The sequence below is a fragment of the Aeromonas sp. s13 genome (genome assembly GCF_040907905.1).
In the GTDB taxonomy this organism is placed as follows: domain Bacteria; phylum Pseudomonadota; class Gammaproteobacteria; order Enterobacterales; family Aeromonadaceae; genus Aeromonas; species Aeromonas veronii.
The window spans coordinates 1-18,203 of the sequence record NZ_JBFOCS010000021.1 but is presented as its reverse complement, the minus strand read 5'-3'; the positions used below and the strand labels follow the sequence as shown (position 1 = coordinate 18,203).

General features: G+C 60.0%; 18 protein-coding genes, 1 tRNA gene and 1 pseudogene. 7 read left to right on the top strand and 13 right to left on the bottom strand.

The window, feature by feature from the left end; all coding sequences use genetic code 11:
- Nucleotides 1–122: 122 nt before the first annotated feature.
- Nucleotides 123–242: pseudogene (locus tag AB5Y82_RS02455) on the top strand (prolyl-tRNA synthetase associated domain-containing protein); the annotation flags it as partial.
- A gap of 69 nt (nt 243–311) precedes the next feature.
- Here AB5Y82_RS02455 and AB5Y82_RS02450 read toward each other — a convergent pair.
- Complete coding sequence (locus tag AB5Y82_RS02450; RefSeq protein ID WP_265176784.1) at nt 312–440, bottom strand: hypothetical protein; 129 nt, start codon at nt 438–440, stop codon at nt 312–314.
- Between the two features lie 25 nt (nt 441–465).
- Between AB5Y82_RS02450 and AB5Y82_RS02445 the strand changes: the two genes are divergently transcribed.
- The gene (locus AB5Y82_RS02445; protein WP_368173606.1) at nt 466–1,704 is read left to right on the top strand and encodes a GGDEF domain-containing protein; all 1,239 of its coding nucleotides are present in this window, start codon (nt 466–468) and stop codon (nt 1,702–1,704) included.
- A complete protein-coding gene (locus AB5Y82_RS02440; RefSeq protein WP_118853765.1) occupies nt 1,701–2,225 on the top strand; it encodes a GNAT family N-acetyltransferase in 525 nt (174 codons plus the stop codon). Before AB5Y82_RS02445 ends, AB5Y82_RS02440 begins: the two co-directional genes overlap by 4 nt.
- Nucleotides 2,226–2,285: 60 nt before the next feature.
- On the opposite strand, the gene AB5Y82_RS02435 is transcribed toward AB5Y82_RS02440, so the two are convergent.
- From AB5Y82_RS02435 to AB5Y82_RS02420, 4 genes are all read right to left on the bottom strand, one after another.
- Complete coding sequence (locus tag AB5Y82_RS02435) at nt 2,286–3,146, bottom strand: PA4780 family RIO1-like protein kinase (protein WP_005352386.1); 861 nt, start codon at nt 3,144–3,146, stop codon at nt 2,286–2,288.
- Nucleotides 3,147–3,341: 195 nt separating this feature from the next.
- Nucleotides 3,342–4,337 carry a lipid A biosynthesis acyltransferase gene (locus AB5Y82_RS02430; protein WP_005360998.1) on the bottom strand — a complete coding sequence of 332 codons (996 nt, stop codon included), beginning with the start codon at nt 4,335–4,337 and terminating at the stop codon, nt 3,342–3,344.
- A 150-nt stretch (nt 4,338–4,487) separates the two neighbouring features.
- Entirely contained in the window at nt 4,488–5,477 is a 990-nt protein-coding gene (gene lpxM, locus AB5Y82_RS02425; RefSeq protein WP_139399234.1) for a lauroyl-Kdo(2)-lipid IV(A) myristoyltransferase, read from the bottom strand.
- Nucleotides 5,478–5,732: 255 nt separating this feature from the next.
- Nucleotides 5,733–6,725, bottom strand: coding sequence for a TDT family transporter (locus AB5Y82_RS02420; protein WP_111900117.1), 993 nt, complete (start codon nt 6,723–6,725; stop codon nt 5,733–5,735).
- A 102-nt stretch (nt 6,726–6,827) separates the two neighbouring features.
- On the opposite strand from AB5Y82_RS02420, the gene AB5Y82_RS02415 reads away from it, so the two are divergent.
- Nucleotides 6,828–7,733, top strand: a complete 906-nt coding sequence (locus AB5Y82_RS02415; RefSeq protein ID WP_069555788.1) for a LysR substrate-binding domain-containing protein — start codon at nt 6,828–6,830, stop codon at nt 7,731–7,733.
- A 96-nt stretch (nt 7,734–7,829) separates the two neighbouring features.
- On the opposite strand, the gene nfo is transcribed toward AB5Y82_RS02415, so the two are convergent.
- From nfo to AB5Y82_RS02390, 5 genes are all read right to left on the bottom strand, one after another.
- Nucleotides 7,830–8,672: a deoxyribonuclease IV gene (gene nfo / locus AB5Y82_RS02410; protein ID WP_159143795.1), complete on the bottom strand. Its 843-nt coding sequence runs from the start codon at nt 8,670–8,672 to the stop codon at nt 7,830–7,832.
- A 317-nt stretch (nt 8,673–8,989) separates the two neighbouring features.
- Nucleotides 8,990–9,319 (bottom strand): YbaB/EbfC family nucleoid-associated protein, encoded by a 330-nt coding sequence (locus AB5Y82_RS02405; RefSeq protein ID WP_005333445.1) that lies wholly within the window; start codon nt 9,317–9,319, stop codon nt 8,990–8,992.
- A gap of 114 nt (nt 9,320–9,433) precedes the next feature.
- On the bottom strand, nt 9,434–11,986 hold the full coding sequence (gene dnaX, locus AB5Y82_RS02400) for a DNA polymerase III subunit gamma/tau (protein ID WP_201902063.1): 2,553 nt from the start codon (nt 11,984–11,986) through the stop codon (nt 9,434–9,436).
- A 172-nt stretch (nt 11,987–12,158) separates the two neighbouring features.
- A complete protein-coding gene (gene apt / locus AB5Y82_RS02395; RefSeq protein ID WP_005352403.1) occupies nt 12,159–12,704 on the bottom strand; it encodes an adenine phosphoribosyltransferase in 546 nt (181 codons plus the stop codon).
- Between the two features lie 134 nt (nt 12,705–12,838).
- Complete coding sequence (locus tag AB5Y82_RS02390) at nt 12,839–13,216, bottom strand: YbaN family protein (protein WP_111900114.1); 378 nt, start codon at nt 13,214–13,216, stop codon at nt 12,839–12,841.
- Nucleotides 13,217–13,339: 123 nt separating this feature from the next.
- On the opposite strand from AB5Y82_RS02390, the gene dusC reads away from it, so the two are divergent.
- From dusC to AB5Y82_RS02375, 3 genes are all read left to right on the top strand, one after another.
- Nucleotides 13,340–14,284: a tRNA dihydrouridine(16) synthase DusC gene (gene dusC / locus AB5Y82_RS02385; protein WP_111900113.1), complete on the top strand. Its 945-nt coding sequence runs from the start codon at nt 13,340–13,342 to the stop codon at nt 14,282–14,284.
- A 97-nt stretch (nt 14,285–14,381) separates the two neighbouring features.
- Nucleotides 14,382–14,750 carry a hypothetical protein gene (locus AB5Y82_RS02380; protein WP_005333451.1) on the top strand — a complete coding sequence of 123 codons (369 nt, stop codon included), beginning with the start codon at nt 14,382–14,384 and terminating at the stop codon, nt 14,748–14,750.
- Nucleotides 14,751–14,911: 161 nt separating this feature from the next.
- Complete coding sequence (locus tag AB5Y82_RS02375) at nt 14,912–15,631, top strand: ABC transporter substrate-binding protein (RefSeq protein ID WP_111900112.1); 720 nt, start codon at nt 14,912–14,914, stop codon at nt 15,629–15,631.
- Nucleotides 15,632–15,747: 116 nt separating this feature from the next.
- On the opposite strand, the gene yjjG is transcribed toward AB5Y82_RS02375, so the two are convergent.
- The 3 genes from yjjG to AB5Y82_RS02360 form a co-directional block, all read right to left on the bottom strand.
- Nucleotides 15,748–16,428, bottom strand: coding sequence for a pyrimidine 5'-nucleotidase (gene yjjG / locus AB5Y82_RS02370; RefSeq protein ID WP_368173605.1), 681 nt, complete (start codon nt 16,426–16,428; stop codon nt 15,748–15,750).
- A gap of 14 nt (nt 16,429–16,442) precedes the next feature.
- The gene (locus AB5Y82_RS02365; protein ID WP_368173607.1) at nt 16,443–17,942 is read right to left on the bottom strand and encodes a leucyl aminopeptidase family protein; all 1,500 of its coding nucleotides are present in this window, start codon (nt 17,940–17,942) and stop codon (nt 16,443–16,445) included.
- A 171-nt stretch (nt 17,943–18,113) separates the two neighbouring features.
- Nucleotides 18,114–18,190 (bottom strand) — tRNA-Met (locus AB5Y82_RS02360).
- Between the last annotated feature and the right edge of the window lie 13 nt (nt 18,191–18,203).

Sequence of the window (18,203 nt, the reverse complement as noted above, 5' to 3'; positions counted from 1 at the left end):
TACAGTGCCTGCTCGCAATCGTCACGCAGGCTGCGAGGCGGGAGTCAAACTGGTAAGCTCGATCCGGTCGTTATTCCCGCCCATCCCGTTCTGACCACTCTTCGCCGACAAAAGGAGTCTTTGTGGCAATCTATTCCCTGCTGGATCAGCTGGCTATCCCCTACCAGCGTATTGATCATCCCCCAGTGTTTACCTGTGAGGAGGCGAGCAAGTTGCTGCCCGACCTGCCTGCCGCCAACACAACCACCTTTCACGCAGCGAAATTGACTGACAAGACAATAAAATGGCTCCTTGTGCGCTGATAAATCGAGTCAGCAGTCGCCATCCTGCAAGAAGTCGGAGGTGAGCACATTCGGCCATTTAACCCATTGATAATAGGTTGGATTCATGTTGTGATCGGCCACTGCCAGCGGGCGATACCCCATCGCCTGTTCGTTCACAGGTGACTTCCCAGAGAGCCCCTTGATGCCAAGTCTGTTTTCCTCGGCCCAGTTGTTGAGTCTGGTGCTGTTCGTCACGCTGTCACATGTGGGGGTCGCCACCATTTTCGCCGCCATGTGGCACACCCATCGCCAGATCAGGGCATTGATCTACTGGTCAGCGGGGGAACTGGTTATCGCGGGGGCTTTTTGCTGCCTGCTGCTGCGCCCCCTTGAGGGAAATGCATCCCTTGCCAATATTCTCTGCACCAACCTGCTGTTGATGTCGACCACCCTGCTCTGTGAACGGGGTATGCGCCACTTCTTTCGCCGTGAAGCCGACCAACTGGGCTGGCTGCTGCCCGCCGTTACCCTCGGCGGTTTCGTCCTGTTTGCCCTGACCGCCCTGCAGCAACCCCTCTTTGATGTGCACAGCCGGATCATCGTGCTCTCCGGCGTGCTCTCGCTGCAGATTGCGCTGCTTATCTGGCAGCTCTGGCGCTACCAGCGGCTGGCCCCCGTCTATCGGGTGCTGCGCTTTGCCATTCTGCTGCTCGGCCTGCAACTGCTGTTACAACTGCTGCGGATCGCCAAACATCTCTGGCAGCCGGAGCTGGCGGCCAACTCCTTCACCGACCCGCTGCTCGGGCCTGTGATCCTGCTCAGCCTGCTCTTTACCATCGCCCGCAGTTATCTGCTGCTGAGCCTGGTCCACACCCGCCAACAGCAAGCCCTGCTGGTCACCCAGCGCAAGCTGGAGCGGCGCGCCAATCAGGACGAGCTGACTGGCCTGTTCAGCCGCCACTATTTCGAACGCCAGGTTGCCCTGCGTGCCCGCAAGATGGCTAGCCCTAGCCAGCTGCTGCTGATCGATCTGGACAACTTCAAGCAGATCAACGACCGCCACGGCCACCCCGCCGGTGATGCCATGCTGCGGGCCGTGGGTCGGGTGATCGCCAATACCCTGCCTTCCGAGGGCATGGCCGGTCGGCTTGGTGGCGATGAGCTGGCCCTGCTGCTGATGGCGGACCCGCAGACCCTGCCCGACTACTGCCACAGTCTGCAACAGCAGATCGCCGAGGCGACCCGGGCGCTGGCCGGTGGCCCCATCAGCCTCAGCATCGGCCTCACCTCGCTGCACCCTGACGAGGGGTTTGAAGCGGCCTACCTACGAGCGGATCAGGCTCTTTACGCCGCCAAACAGGCTGGAAGGCAACGGGCCTGCGTGCAGGAGCTCCACCACAACGAGCCGCAACCGCTGCCGCCCTGTGCGCTCCTGTCATGAGCGCAGCGCTCGCTCTGCAGTGCCGACCGGCCAGGCTGGCAGATGCCCCGGCTTACCGGCGCTATGTCACCGAATGCGCCAAAGACGGACAGCCGCTCTATCAGGTGGCACAATTTGACCCGGACGGCTGGCTACAGAGCCTGCTGGATCACGCCAAAGGGCGCAACTTGCCCAGTGGATACCTGCCGACCACCACCTATTTTGCCCTCGATGGCGAGGAGATCATCGCCACCCTGCGTCTTCGTCACGGTGACAATGAGGCAACCCGCCAGTGGCTGGGTCATATCGGTTACGAAACCCGCCCCTCTCACCGTGGCGAAGGGGCCGCGATCGTGCTGCTACGCTGGGTACAACAACAGGTGCTGGCAGCGCCGGTGCTGATCTGCTGTGACCAGGATAATCTGGCCTCCCGCAAGGTCATTACGGCAGCCGGTGGCGTGTTGCTGGGGCGGCACTTCCATCCGGGGGATCGCAACTGGCTGGAGATGTATCAGCTAGCCCCCTGCCCCAGCCGACCATAGCCGCAGCAGTAATAAAAAGAGCGCCCCGAAGGCGCTCTTTTTGCGAATGTGGCAAGACCGTTAGTAGCTGTCTTCCTGCTCCGCCTTCATCCGGGCCTGACGGGCATAGGCCTCCTCCTCGGCGCTCTCGATCTCCTGCAGCACCGAATCGAGATCGATGGCGGCTCGGCTCTCTTCAAAGTGACCTGTCAGCTCGCTCTCGGGGGTGAGTTTGCCATCTTCAAACAACGCCCACATCTCCTGGGCATAACGGGTCTTGAGCAGCTCGGGGGCATACATACCGTAGTAGTTGCGCATGTTGTTGACGTCACGTTCCAGCATCGCCTTGGCCTGGTTGTTGGCGGCGGCATCCACCACCTGGGGCAGGTCGATGATGACGGGGCCCTGTTCATCCACCAGCACATTGAACTCGGAGAGATCGCCGTGGATAAGACCGGCGCAGAGCATCCGCACCACATAGCGGATCACCTTGTGGTGATCAATAACCGCCTGCTCGGGGGTGAGTGCCACATCGTTGAGGCGCGGCGCGACATTGCCATCTTCATCGGTGATAAGTTCCATCAAGAGGACGCCATCGAGGCAGACATAGGGCTGCGGCACCCGCACACCGGCCGCCGCCAGCTTGAACAGGGCGTCGACCTCGGTGTTCTGCCACACCTCTTCATGCTGCTTGCGACCGTACTTGGAGCCCTTCTCCATGGCGCGGGCGCTGCGGCTGTTACGCACCTTGCGCCCCTCCTGATAGACCACGGCCTGCTTGAAGCTGCGCTTGGACGCCTCTTTATAGACTTTGGCGCAGCGGATCTCGTCGCCGCAGCGCACCACATAGACGTCGGCCTCTTTGCCGCTCATCAACCGGCTGACGACCTCATCGACCAGGCCGTCATCAACCAGAGGTTGGATTCGATTTGGAATTTTCATGGCCGCCCTTTTACCCTATTTCCGCTCTCGAAGATAGCTCCGCGCACGCTCACCTGCCTCTCCCTTTCATAAGACACCCTGTTATCCCCTGTTTGCGCTGTTTTTGTCCACCTGTTAGCCTTAAAAACCACCAACAGCAGACCAAATACGAAAGGCGTCTGTGCCAACAAAAATGGCCCGCAAGCGGGCCAATTTTCAAGGTTCGGGCGGCAAGCCCTGACGAATACGCTGGATCCCCGCTTCATAGAGGCCGTCATCCCCTTCCTGATGCTCCAGGGTTTCGAAGATCTTGAGAAACCACATGTACTGCTCGGGATGGCGTGCCACCTGCATCTCCACCACCCGGTTCATGGCATTGACGTCTGCCAGCAGATCGGCGGTGGGATAAGGGTCAAACGGCGGCTCGATCTCCAGCAGATAGCGCCCCTCATCCTCGTCATAGCTGGCGAAGATGGGCACCGCTCTGGCACCGGTCAGCTTCACCAGCTTGGGCAAGGCTGGCAGGGTTGCCTTGGGGCGGCCAAAGAAGGGTACAAACACGCTCGCCTCGCGGCCGTGATCCTGATCCGGCAGGTAAAAAAAACTGGCACCGGCGCGGATCGACTTGATCGCCGGTTTGATGCCGGCGCTGCGCTCGTACACCTTGCCTCCTTTGGCCCGCTCGCGGTTGATGTACCAGTCAAACACCTGATCTTTCGGGCTCTTCATCATGGTGCACATCTCAATGCCCATCATGGAGAAGTAGCGGCCAATCATGTCGACCGCCCAGGTATGAGGCACCACTAGGATCACCGGGCGGCCCGCAGCCTGCTCCGCTTGCACATGCTCCCAGCCGGTGACCTTGATGCGGCGGGTCAGCCGCGCCTTGCTGCGCCAGCTGAGCTCGCCAAAGCCCATAAAGGTCTTGAGCCCGACCCGGATCGATTTGAGCAGCAGCGCCTGCCGTGCAGCGGCATCCAGCTCGGGAAAGCAGATCTTGAGGTTGGTATCGGCGATATAGGCCTGCTTTTTCGAAAAACGCAGCAGGGTCGGCGAAACCAGATCGGCAAAGCGATCCCTCAATCTCGCGGGGGTAAATGCCAGCAGGGAGAGCAGGCCCAGCGCGCACCAGCTGCCCCACCATTTGGGATGCAGTAGGCGGCTATGAAATGAGGTATCAAATACCGGATCTAACGCAGACATGGCGACCATCAAGTCATCAAAAACAAACGGTTATTGTAGTTATCCTGACATTTTTTTCTACCCTGGGGAGGCTGGCCATCAGCCTGCAAGGCACTGATCAGACTAGTTATCATAAAAAATGGCCCACATGGGGCCATTTCAATCAATCCAAATTCTGGGTCAGCCGTGGGGCGACAATCCCTTGCGGATCCGGCGTATCCCCTCTTCGTAGAGGCCATCCAGCCCCTCCTGATCTTCACGGGTATCGAAGATCTTGAGGAACCACATGTATTGACCCGGATGGCGCATCAGCTGCTGTTGCACCATGTCGTTCATGCGACAGGTATCGGCCATCACATCCTCGGTGGGATAGTTGTCGAACGGTGCCTCAATCTCCAGCCGGTAGCAGTGGTTCTCTTCGTCATAGCAGGCGAGCAGCGGCACCGCCTTGGCGCCACTGACCTGCACCAGACGGGGCAAGGCAGGCAGGGTCGCTTTGGGATAGCCAAAGAAGGGGGCGAAGATGCTCTTCTCGCGGCCATGATCCTGATCCGGCAGATAGAAGAAGCTGCGACCGCTCTTGATGGTCCTGATCACCGCCTTGATCCCGGCGCTGCGCTCATAGACGCGGCAGCCGTTCTTGGCTCGTGCACGGTTGAGGTGCCAATCAAACACCGGATTGCGCGCCCGTTTCATCATGGTGCACATCGGCACCCCGCGCTGGGTAAAGCAGTAACCAGCGGCATCCACCGGCCAGGTATGGGGCACCACCAGGATCACCGGACGGCCGGCCGTCCGCTCCGCCTCGATATGCTCCCAACCGATCACCTGCATCCGGCTCATCAGATAACGCTGACTGCGCATGGTGAACTCGCCAAATCCCAACAGACTCTTGAGGCCGACCCGGATCGAGGTCAGTGCAATGGCATCCCGCTCTTCCGGGCTCTTGTCCGGGAAGCAGATCTCCAGATTGGTTCTGGCGATATAAATCTGTTTTTTCGAGATACGAAACACCAGCGGAGCCAAGGCTTCGGCCAAACGGTCGCGCAATCGCACCGGCACAAAGGCGAGCAACATCAGCACGCCGAGCGCCAGCCAGCTGAACCAGTAGCGGGGATGCAGAAAACGGGCTTCAAAAGAGGAGTCAAATACGGGATCTTGGGACGACATGTATTGGGGTCGAGCGAAAAAGTGGTGCTGCATTGTAGTCGTCCTGACAGGTAATACCAGTTAAATCCATGGCAAATAGCCCGCCACGGGCGCCACATCAAAAAACCATAAAAAAATGCCCCGCACTGCGGGGCATTTTGCTCGTTACACAACCAGGGTGGAGGCTCTTTGTCCATCCATCGTATGACTGGTCGTTTATCCCGTCGCTCTCGGAGCGCACTGCTTATCCATTTCCCGATGTCACATCATCAAGATTTATCGGTGAGCACCCTGGCTGGCCATGCCGTTATTCATTTCAGTATTACGCTGCGGCAGAAAAAACATCAGGTAACGCAGTGCCACATACCCGACGATCACGGTAGCCACCCCCAGCTCGAAGTGGGCCAGCAGTCTGATCTGCTCGACGTAGTGACTCCCTTGCGCAAACCCTTCAACCAGATGAGCCACTTTGAACAGGGCTGTGGCACCGATCACCAGCGGGAAGGTGAAGGCGGCATAACCCGGCGAAAAGGGCAGACGCAGCAGTTTGATGAAGGCCAGATAGATGATACCGGTCATCAGGATGGCAATCCCCAACAGCACGGCCACCAGCAGCAGTGACGGCTCCTGGCTGACGGTCAGGTAACCGGCCAAAGAGAGGCTGGCAGGAGCCGCCAGAATGGCGATGGTCGGTTTGGCGGCATCCGGCACTTCATGGCTGAAGATCAGGCGATAGAGCATCAGCGGCAGCATCAGGCCATAGCAGATGATCCCGAACCAGAGCAGACCGTTGGCCAGCGGGGCAAACTGACCACCCGGGAAGGCGACGTCAGCCACGATGATCCCCACCGGCGGCACGAACCAGCTCGGCACCATGTGGTGGATTTCAAACTCTTTGGCGCGATGCCAGATAAAGGTGGCCAGGAACAGCAGATGAACCGCCACGGCAAACAGCCAGAGGGCCTCGCCCGCTTGCGGCGCAATCATACCCAGCGCTTTGGAGACCACCATGGTGCCCATGGCATAGGTCGGTACCACACTGCCCACCACGGGGTGAGCGAGATCCTGCAACAGCAGGCGGGGGTGAAGCAGAAACTTGAAGGTCAGGATCACCAGCAGCACGGCCGCAATGGCAGCGCCCAGCAGTTGCATCCGGCCATCGAAGTGACCGGCATTTTCCCAACACCAACCAAGGCTGGCGATGCCCAGCGCCAGACCCGCCATGGGGGTTGGGGCGGCAGCCAGTGATTTACGGGTTCTTGCGATCATGATGACACCTTTCTATTGATGACTATGGCGATAGGATAATGCCCCCTTATCGTTTACGATATCTAAATGAATTAAATCAATCATTCAGGAAAACCAAACACGATGAAACTGACCCTGCAGCAGCTGAAAGTGTTCGCCACCATTGCCCGCTATGGAAACCTTGGCCTTGCCGCCAACGAGCTCTGCCTGAGCAAGGGGGCTGTCTCCCAGTCGCTGCAGGAGCTGGAGCGCCAGCTCTCCACCCCGTTGTTTGACCGCATTCACCCCAGATTGCAGCTCAACAACGAGGGGCGCCTGCTGCAACCGGCCGCCGAAGAGCTGCTGACCCGGATGCAGGATATCGAGAACCTGTTCAGCCCCGATGCCGAGCCGAGCGGCCAGCTGCGCCTTGGTGCCAGCCAGACCATCGGCAACTACCTGCTCCCCACCCTGCTCGCCAACAGCAAACAGGAGCTGGGACTCCCCCCCAAGGTGACCATCAACAACACTCACCTGCTCTGTCATGCGCTGGCCAACTTCGAGCTGGATATGGCGCTGATCGAGGGGGAGAACCACCACCCCGACCTGCTCGCCGAACCCTGGCTGCAGGACGAGATGCTGGTGGTGGCCCCACCCGGTCACCCGCTTGCCAACAAGAAGGAGCTCTCCCTCTCCCGACTTGGGGGCGAGACCTGGGTATTGCGTGAAGCGCAATCGGGCAGCCGCGAGCAGTTTATCCAGCAGATCCAGCCCGAGCTGCCCCGCTGGCAACCAGGGCTTGAACTCAACACCCTGGAGGCGGTGATGCTGGCGGTGGAGAAGGGGCTTGGCATATCCTTTATCTCCCGGCTGGCAGCCTCGGATCGCCTGGCAGATGGGCGGCTGATCGCCCTGCCACTCTCCCGCCGCTTCCCGCGCCAGCTCTCCCTTATCTGGCACAAGCAGAAGTACCACTCCACCTCCCTGCGCCACTTTATCCACTTCTGCCGGGCTCAGGTGAAGGATGCCGAGGTGAGCCGCGCAGAGTAACGCGCGCTCGGAGCGCCGCTGACAGGCCCGCCCGCCAATGATGGAAAAAGCAGAGAGGGAGCCACGGCTCCCTCTCTTTGATTCGCTTGCTCGGTATCACTGCGCCAGACTGCGCAACCAGCTGATCTCCTCGCCCCAGATGGACTCGTCTATGGTCTCGAGGATCAGCGGAATGCGATCGAAGCGATCATCATTCATGATGTGGTGGAATACTGCCTCCCCCAGATTGCCCTCCCGCAAGCTGTGATGACGATCGACCCGGCTGCCGAAGGTACACTTGGCGCCGTTGATATGCATCCCCTTGAGATAGTGAAAACCCACCGTACGGTCGAACTCGGCAAAGACGGCAGCGCAACTCTCTGCGGTGCGCAGATCGTAGCCGGCGGCAAAGGCGTGGCAGGTATCGAAACAGATCCCGACACGGCTCTTGTCCTCCACCCCTTCGATGATGGTGGCAAGGTGCTCGAACGACCAGCCGAGGTTGGTCCCCTGCCCGGCGGTATTCTCGATCACCGCCGTCACCCCTTCACTGCGCTCCAGCGCCCAGTTGATGGACTCGCTCACCAACTTGAGGCTGGCCAATTCGGGAATTTGCTTGAGATGGCTACCAGGGTGGAAGTTCAGATAGCAAAGCCCCAGCTTCTCGCAGCGCTTCATCTCGTCGAGAAACGCATCGCGGGATTTGGCCAGACCATCGGGATCCGGGTGGCCCAGATTGATGAGGTAACTATCGTGGGGCAGGATCTGCTCCGGCAGAAAACCGGCCTTGTCACAGGCCGCCTTGAAGGCGCGGATGGTGGCATCCGACAAGGGGGCGGCCTGCCACTGACGTTGATTCTTGGTAAAGAGGGCAAACGCGTTGGCCCCGATGGCCTGGGCGCGGGCGATGGTATTCTCCACCCCGCCGGCCGCACTGACGTGGGCTCCGATATATTTCATACAATCTCCTCAATACGGCAAGCCGCCATTATGCCGCTCCCGCCCGGCCACGCCAAACCGGGATATCCGATAGCGGGTATCGACAAATAGTGCCGCCTATACAAGGCGCTGCGTTTCATGGCGTAATCGGCCTTCGCTGTGGCAACCTCTCCCCAGAAGGGATAGTTAGAGCCCGCCCGCGCCAGCATGGCGCCCATAAAAAAACGCAGCGTATCGCCTGAGCAATAACGCTGCGTCTTTGGGTCTCTCGGCCGTCCCCCTTGCCGTGACCCGAATGGCCAGCGACAAGGGAGCAAGAATGCGCGGGGAGAGTCGCCTTAGAAGGGCATCTTGAAGCCTGGCGGCAGTTGCATGCCACCGGTCAGCTCGCCCATCTTGGCCTTGTTCTGCTCTTCCACACGACGCACGGCATCGTTACAAGCGGCGGCAACCAGATCTTCCAGCAGCTCCTTGTCATCTTCCATCAGGGAGGGGTCGATCTCGATGCGACGGACGCTGTGGCTACCGGTCATGGTGACCTTGACCATGCCAGCACCGGCTTCACCGGTCACTTCCATCTGAGCCAGCTGCTCCTGCGCCTTCTGCATACGCTCTTGCATCTGTTGGGCCTGTTTCATCAGGTTCCCCATTCCACCTTTACCAAACATATGTCGTCTCTCGTCTTGAAATCCGGCATCCAGCGCCGGGCTGTGGGCTTGTCTGTCCTAGATGGGGACAGCCAAACTGCTTTTCAACCGGAAGCAAGCTCCCGGCCACGGAATTTAGCGGTTGAGGGGCTCGATGCTCTCGTGATGAAGCACGGCACCAAACCGCTGAACTAAAAACTGCACGTTGGGATCCTGCTCCAGATCCCGGGTCACCTGCTCGCGCACCCCGAGATAAATGCGGTGCTCGATCTCGAGGGGGGTCTCCTGGTCAGGCACCACACCAAGCGTCACCTCGACCTGCACCGGTTGCCCCAGCGCTGGCCCGATGATCTCGGCCAGATCGGCGCGCGCCTTGTCGCTCACCAGATGGCGCTGCTCGGGCTTGAGGGTTAGCAGTACCTTGTCCCCTTCTCGCGTCATCACCGAGTTGATGGCCAGCTGGCGCAGCCGCCCACCCACCTGAGTGTGGGCAATCAGCTCGGCCCAAGGGTCGCCGCAACCATTGAGTAGCGAGGAGGGGATAAGGCGAGTCGCCTCTCCCTCTTGCGGCTCGCTGTCGCTTTCGAGCTCATCCCAGTCGATGGTCTCCATCACAGGCTGAGGGGGTTCGCTCTGCGTCACAGGGGCAGCAGCCACTGCCGTGGTGGCAACGGGCGGCTGGGTCGCTGGGGTGGGCGTCACCGCTGGCGCCGCAGCGCTGCGCTCACCGGGTCGATAGCTCGGCTGCCCGTCGAGATCCCAGGGGGGCAGATCGGTTGGCTGGGCCGGAGCCGTGACAGGGGCGTGGCTCATCACCGGAGTCTGCTCGGCAAAGCCCTGATTGAGGTACTCTTCGTATTCCCCGTTGTCACCCTGCGGCTCGTAACTGTCGTTATAGAGATCCACTGGCGGCAGATCATCATAGTGACCCATCGCCGCGATCCCCTGCCCGGTCGGTTGACTGATCGGGGCTGGCTGTTGGGCGACGACCGGTGCAGCAGCGGGCGCGACAGGACGAGCTGGCGCAACCGGCACTGCGCGCGGCGCGGGCGCCGCTGGGGCATCCTGACCACGCTGGCGGCTGCGCAGCATGTTTCGCTTGCCAAGCAGGCTCTGCATGCTCGACACCGCTGGAACAGCTTCAGGTGCGCTAACCGGCGCGGTTGTCGGTTCGAGCGCGGGCTCGATGCTGGCAGTCAGCGGCTCGCCATGGGAATAGTCGGTATCGGCTGCGGCAGGCGCTCGATCATCCGCATCTGCGGGCTGTGCGGCTGAGTGCTCAGACACATCGGGCTGCACACGTGGCAACGCGGGCTCGGGTTGATACCCCATGCCCGCGGCTTCGCGCAGCAGTTCATCCTGCTGGCTGAACAGCTCGGCGGCTTGCGCCTCCTCCTCGCTGTCGGCGGGGTTGCCGATGTCATCCGTCATCGCAGGCAGGGAGACATCAACCGCGGGCACGGCGCCGCTGATCGGTGCCAGTGCGGCCGATTCAGCGGCCGGGCGCTTTCCCGGCAAGGAGGCTACCGGAGTGGCGCTGCTCGCCGCACTGCTCGTCATTGACGGGGGCAATGCAGTGAGGCTGGCCGGATGCAGGGCATCGCGCCTTGGGGAGAATGCGAGCATCCGCAGGCAGGTCATCTCCAGCGCAGTGCGGCCATCGGGGGCCCAGGGCAGATCTTTGCGGCCACCCAGCACGATCTGGTAGCAGAGCTGCACCTCTTCCGGGCTCATCGCCTTGGCCAGTTGCAGCAGGGAATCGGCATCCGCCCCCTGCTCCTGCACGCTGGCAGGCAGCAGCTGCGCCATGGCGATGCGATGGAGCAAGCCTTCCAGCTCGGCGTGGAGCTGATCAAAATCGGGACCCAGGGTGGCGATCTCGGTGATCTTGGCCATGGTCGCGGGGGCATCTTGCCGCAAAATGGCTTCCAGCAGCTGGTGCAGATGGCGATGATCGAGCGTGCCCAGCATCGCCAGCACACTCTCGAGGCGCACGCTGCCATTGCCGTGGGCCAGCGCCTGATCGGTCAGGCTTAGTGCATCGCGCATACTGCCGTCGGCGGCTTTGGCCAAGGCCAGCAGGGCGCGTGGCTCGAAGGGCTGCCCTTCCTGATCCAGCACCCATTCGAGCTGCTTGGCGATCTGGGTCTGATCCAGACTCTTCAGATGAAACTGCAGGCAGCGCGAGAGAATGGTAATGGGCAACTTCTGCGGATCCGTGGTGGCCAGCAGAAACTTCACATAAGGGGGCGGCTCTTCCAGGGTTTTCAGCAGCGCGTTGAAGCTGTGGCGCGACAACATGTGCACTTCATCGATGAGGTAGACCTTGAAGCGGCCGCGGGCCGGACGGTACTGCACGTTGTCGAGCAGCTCGCGGGTATCTTCCACCTTGGTTCGCGACGCCGCGTCAATCTCCAGCAGGTCGACAAAGTTGCCCTGATCGATCTCGCGGCAGGTATCGCAGACGCCACACGGATGGCTGCTGATCCCCTGCTCGCAGTTGAGGCTCTTGGCCAGAATACGGGCGATGGTGGTCTTGCCGACCCCGCGGGTACCGCTCAGCAGATAGGCGTGATGCAGCCGTCCCTGATCCAGGGCGTTGGTCAAGGCGGTCAGCACATGTTGCTGGCCTACCACTTGTTCAAACGTATGGGGGCGCCATTTACGCGCCAGAACCTGATAGCTCATAAATCCATCATGCAGGGAAGACAGGGCATTGAGGCCGGATGCTAACACAAATGGCGGGCTGGCTGTATCGGCTATCGGTCAGAGCGGGAGGGATCGCTTGATTTTCAAACCGATGCCCGCACGGGCACCGGTTCAATGCAGGCCCGATGCAGAAGATCGGGCCGAAGGGGCATTACTCGCCGGCCAGCTCGACCAGTGAGACCACCTTGATGCCAGCGGCAGTCAGGCGGGCATCGCCACCCAGAGACGGCAGGGAGATGATGAAGGCCGCATCGGCAACTTCACCACCGGCACGGCGGATCAGCTTGACGGTCGCATCGACGGTACCACCGGTCGCCAGCAGATCGTCCACGACCAGCACCTTGTCACCGGGCACGATGGCATCGGTGTGCAGTTGCAGGGTGTCGGTGCCGTACTCGAGGGCATAGGACTCCTCGATCACTTCGCGCGGCAGCTTGCCCGGCTTGCGGACCGGTACGAAGCCCAGCCCCATGGCATAGGCAACCGGCGCGCCAAAGATGAAGCCGCGAGCTTCGGTGCCAACAATCTTGGTGATCCCTTGATCACGATAATGATTGGCCAGCAGATCGATGGTGGCCTTGAAGGCCTCGGCGTTCTCGATCAGGCTGGTGATGTCACGAAACAGAATGCCCGGCTTCGGATAGTCGGGAATGGTCTTGATGCTTGCTTCGATAAATTTCAGGGTTTCCGGATTCATGTGTTGACCGCTTATTTTTTTGACCCAGGGGTGGCCATTTTTTCTCAATTCCCTTCTGCGGGAAATAAAAAAGCCTGTCACGCAAAAATGACAGGCCGACTCCATAGCATTATTGCTGCAATAGCTTAGGGACTTCACTTCACCATTGCAACTGGCTCCAGCACCGGCAGACGCATTAACCAGGTGAGCAGGATCACCATTATGATAACCAGCAACCCCTTGACCCACAGCAGTGGCACCACCGCCAGTGACACCGAAAAGGTGAGCAAAATGAAGATAATGGCGCGCCGTCTGGCCTGACGACGAATGCCGCGATACTGCTGCCAATCCACGATGGGCGGGCCAAACCAGGGATGGGTCAACAGCCAGCGATGAAAACGGGGCGATGAGCGGGCAAACAGGGCGGCAGCCAGCAACATGAAGGGGGTAGTCGGTAACAGGGGCAGCACAATGCCCACAATACCGGTGACAAATGCCAGCCACCCGAGCGCCATTAGACACCAACGCTTCATTCCTTCTCCTTGCGTGATTTATCTCCCTCTAGCCTAACAGAGTTTGAGCGGGTGCTGACAGCGGGCCGCAACCCCACTACAATCTGCGCTCTTTTTTCTTGCCACTCTCATCGGAAAGCCGTTATGCGCGTTATTTTGGCCCCCATGCAGGGGGTACTGGATCACCTGATGCGGGAGGTTCTCACCTCCGTCAATGATTACGATCTCTGCGTGAGCGAGTTTATCCGGGTCGTCGATCAGCTGCTGCCCGCCAAGGTGTTCTACCGCCTCTGCCCTGAACTGCTGCAAGATGGCAAAACCCGCGCAGGCACCCCGGTGCGGGTGCAACTGCTGGGGCAACACCCCGAGTGGCTGGCCGAGAACGCCGTGCGCGCCATCAAGCTGGGCTCCCCCGGCGTTGATCTCAACTTCGGCTGTCCCGCCCCTACGGTCAACAAGAGCAAGGGTGGAGCTGTGCTGCTCAAAGAGCCCGAGACCATCTATCGCATCGTCAAGGCGGTGCGCGAGGCGGTGCCCGCCCATCTGCCGGTGAGCGCCAAAATTCGCCTCGGTTACGACGACAAGGAACTCTATCTGGAGAACGCTCAGGCGGTCTTCCAGGGGGGCGCCAACGAGCTGGCCGTTCATGCCCGCACCAAGCGCGAAGGGTACAAGGCCCCCGCCCACTGGGAATATGTGGACGCCATTCGCCGCGCCCTGCCCATCCCAGTCACCGCCAACGGCGAAATTTGGGATCACAAAGATGCCCTCGCCTGCGCCAGGGTCTCGGGTTGCGGTGCCCTGATGGTCGGGCGCGGCGCCATCTCCCTGCCCAATCTGGCCAACGTGATGAAAACCGGCTGCCCGCACATGAGCTGGGCCGAGGTGCTGCAGTTGATGGTGAGCTATACCGAGCAGGATCTGGCCAGCGAAAAAGCCGACTACTACCCCAGCCGCATCAAACAGTGGTTCAGCTACCTCAAGCGGGAATATCCCGAAGCGGACCTGCTGTTTCAGGAGATCCGGGTGCTCAAAGAGACGGCTCCCATCCGCGATGCCCTGCTGCAAGCAGCCAAAAGCCACGGCTAACCACGTTTAACTTGACGCATATCATCTTGATAGAGTTATCGGATCCCTATACTGCCCCGAATCTGTCGTCTGTCCTGTGGGGGATAATGTGTGTGAAATGACGCAAGCACAGTTGACTGTCTGGCGTAATCGCCTGCTGTCAGACTGGGCCCAAGTAAGAGAAACGCTGATCGGTCAGCTCAAAGCCTGCCGCCGTGACGAGTGGGCCGAACAGGTCGGTCACTGCGAGCAGGATCAACTGGTGGAACTGACCAGCCGGCTGGATCTGCCGAAGGTAGAGCAGAGCGTGGCCCGCCTCAAGCGGATCGATGCGGCACTCTGCCAGATGGATCTCGGCCTCTATGGCCTCTGCTCCGATTGTGAAGAGCCGCTTTCCATCGAACAGCTGGAACAGGATCCGACCCTGCAACGCTGCCCGCGCTGTGAAACCCGTTATCGCAAGGGATTCCACGCCCACGAACTGTGAGGGATGCACATCTGTGCATCCGCTCAACCCTCAGCACTGGTTACTCCGTCGTTCCTGTCCAATACTCAACCGTATCAGCCTGTTCGAGGGTATGCGTTGTGTACAGACTCTTGTTGTTATGGTGTTTGTGTTGCCAGGCTACGGCACAGGAGTCATTGGTCGTGGGCTGGGTCGACTGGCAGCCCTTCAGTTATCGCAATGAACAGCAACAGCTCCGCGGACTGGATGTGGAGCTGCTCAACGCCATCTTCCTGCGGGCCGGTTATCAGGCCAAATTCAGTGAAATGCCCTGGGCTCGCGTGCTGCACGAGCTGAAATTCGGCACGGTTCAGCTGACCATGTCAGCCAATATCACCGCCGAGCGGCAGCAATATGCCCGCTTCAGCCACCCCTATCGGGAAGAAGAAACGGCCATCGTCATCCGTCGGCAAGATGCCGATCGCTGGCGCGGGATCACCACCCTGGAGCAGTTGATCAACACCCCTGACTTTCATATCGGGGTGCTCAAGGGCTTTGATTACGGCAATACCTTCCGCCAGTTGATGGCAAGGCCCGAGCTGCAACCCCGTCTGCAGATGCGCCTGCGGCTGGATCAGCTGCTGAAGATGTTGCAAGGGGGACGGATCCAGGGGTTTATTCTGGATCCCCACGGACTGCAGGAGTGGCAGGGTAAGGATGGCGTGCAGGACAAGCTGTATATTCTGCTGCATATCGAACAGACACCGGTTCACCTGATGCTGAGCAAAGAGAGCACCACAGAAGCGCAACTGCAGCGGATCAATCAGGCTATCGATCAATTGAAACAGAGCCCCGACTATCAGCAGATCCTCGATCGCTACCAGTTCAGATCCCTGCATTCACAGGAAAACACTCATAAGTAAGGGGAGCATCTGCTCCCCTTGCAGTCTCAAGCAAACCCAATCCTGTCTCAAACAGCCCTGGTTGCAACTTGCCAGGACGTTTTGGTCACCGATAACGTGATGGTTAAACCTGGCTATCAGCGTCCCAGCACAATGTCGGCAAGGTGGGCGAAGTGGTGGATTTCGTGTGTGGCATCGCACTCGCCCGCTTGCCGCGCCGGGTTGTACCAGCAGGTTGCCAGCCCTTGCGCCGCCGCCCCGGCAATATCGGTTTTCGGATTATCCCCCACCATCAGCACCCGGGCCGGATCCGGCTGCCCCATCAGGGAGAGGGTGTGCTGGAAAATAGCTGGCGCCGGCTTGGTCACCCGGATCTCATCGGAGATCACCAGCGGCTCGAACCACTCGCTCCAGCCCAGTTTGCCGAGCCGCCCCCGCTGAGGCACGCTGAAACCATTGGTGATGATCCCCATCCGCACCTTGCTGCGCAGCTGCTGCAGGGTCTCGACCACCCCTTCGAGAGGCATGCTAAGGGCAATGATTTGCTCCAGAAAGGTGTTGTTCATCGCCATGGGATCGGCGGCAACCTGCTGGGCAAAGAGGGAGAAGCGGGTCTGCTGCAACGCCGTTGCATCGATCTCGCCGTCGTTGTACTGCTGCCAGAGCCCGTGGTTGAGGGCGTGGTACTGCGCCATGCTGGCGTCATCAGCCTGTACGCCATAGAGCTGCAAGGTGTGCGTCAGCGCAGAGGCGACCGGAAAATCGAGCAGGGTTTCATCCAAATCGAACAGCACCCAGTCATAGCTTGGTTGTTTCACAGAACTCCTTGTTATCATTCAGATTGTTCAGAGGCTTGGCGACCAACTCTGCCAAGCGGGCTGGCCAGCAGATCCAGCGTGAGACGCACGCCAAAGCCGGTCACTTCGCTGGAGACCACCCCATTGCCCCCCTTGTTGCGAAAACCGCTCAGGTCAAAGTGCAGCCAGGGGGTCTGCTCGGGCACGAAGTGGGCGAGGAAACGGGCCGCATCGATGTGATCCGGCGAACTGCCAGGCGCACATTGCAACAGATCGGCCCACTCGCTTTCGATGTTGTCGTCGTAATCGTCATCAAGCGGGAAGGGCCAGATCCGCTCGCCGCTGCGCTGACCCAGATTGACCAGCGATGTCATCCATTCGCTGCGATTGGTAAAAACGCCGCTGTAACGGCTACCCAGCGCCCGTTTGCAGGCCCCGGTCAGGGTCGCGTAATCGAGCAGCAGATCAGGGGTATCCTGCACCGCCATCGCCAGAGTATCGGCCAGTACCATTCGCCCTTCGGCATCGGTATCGACCACCTCGATGGAGATGCCATTGATGGAAGTCACCACCTCACCGGGGCGATAGGCGTGAGGGCCGATATGGTTCTCGGCAATGGCCAGCCAGCAGTGCACCTCGTAAGGCAACCGGGCTCGGCTGATGGCGTAGAGGGTGCCGAGCGCCACCGCACTGCCCCCCATGTCCAGATGCATGCCATACATGCTGCCGGAGACCTTGAGGTTGTAACCGCCAGAGTCGTGGCAAATTCCCTTGCCTACCAGTGCAATGCGGCGCACCGGCTTGGGTGGATAGTAGCTGAGCTTGACCATGGCTCCCTGATTGTCTTCCGAGCCACGAGCAACGGCCAGAAACGCCCCCGCCCCCAGCTCGGCCAGCTGCGCCTGATCATAGTGATGGCACAGCCACCCCTCATCTTGCGCCAGCTTGCTGACAAACTCGCGATAGCTGGCGGCCGTCAGCTCGGAGGCAGGCAACACCGCCAGATGGCGAGCCAGCCCGTTGCCCCCCGCTTCGCTGTAAAGGCGTGCCAAGTCCAGCACCACCGCAGGTGAAACCTTGATCTGCTGATAGCTCCAGCTGCTTTCACTGCGGCGCTTGCTGGTGGGCAACGAAATATTGGCGGCAAGCAGGGCTGACAACATCACTTCGGCCAGCATCACTCGCTCGGAGGGGGAAAAACCTTCCAGATGCAGCCCGAGGCGCTCCACATTGAGCCCAGAAAGAGGAGCAATCCAGCCTCTGATCTGTTTATAGAGGCGGTGATCCCGCGTCACACTGCCGGCCACAAACATCACCTGCAACAGGGTATTGCCATGCATCAGGGTAAAGGGCGCTTTTTTCCCCAGCGCAAGCTGGGTCTGGAGACCCGCAAGGGCGGGGAGCGAAAGCAAGGACTCCTTCTGCTCTTCGGCGATCAGCAGCAGTTGCAACGGCAGACCTTGGGCAAGGGCTTCGGCCAGCGTGGCATCCCGGCTTTCAATAGCAGGAGGAAGATAGGTGAAGGGAGTGATCACAGGCGCGTGCCTCATCCATGAAGAGATACCTGATGATACCCAACAAATGGTTGATACGACCAGTTTTGGTCTTGAAAAAGCGTCAGAAATAGCAGCAATCACCAGATGGTGACGAGCATCAAGAAGGATTGTTCAATGATTGGCAATGCAGGAAGGGAACGTACAGAAAGTTGGTTGCGGGGGCCGGATTTGAACCGACGACCTTCGGGTTATGAGCCCGACGAGCTACCGAGCTGCTCCACCCCGCGTCCGAATTGTCAC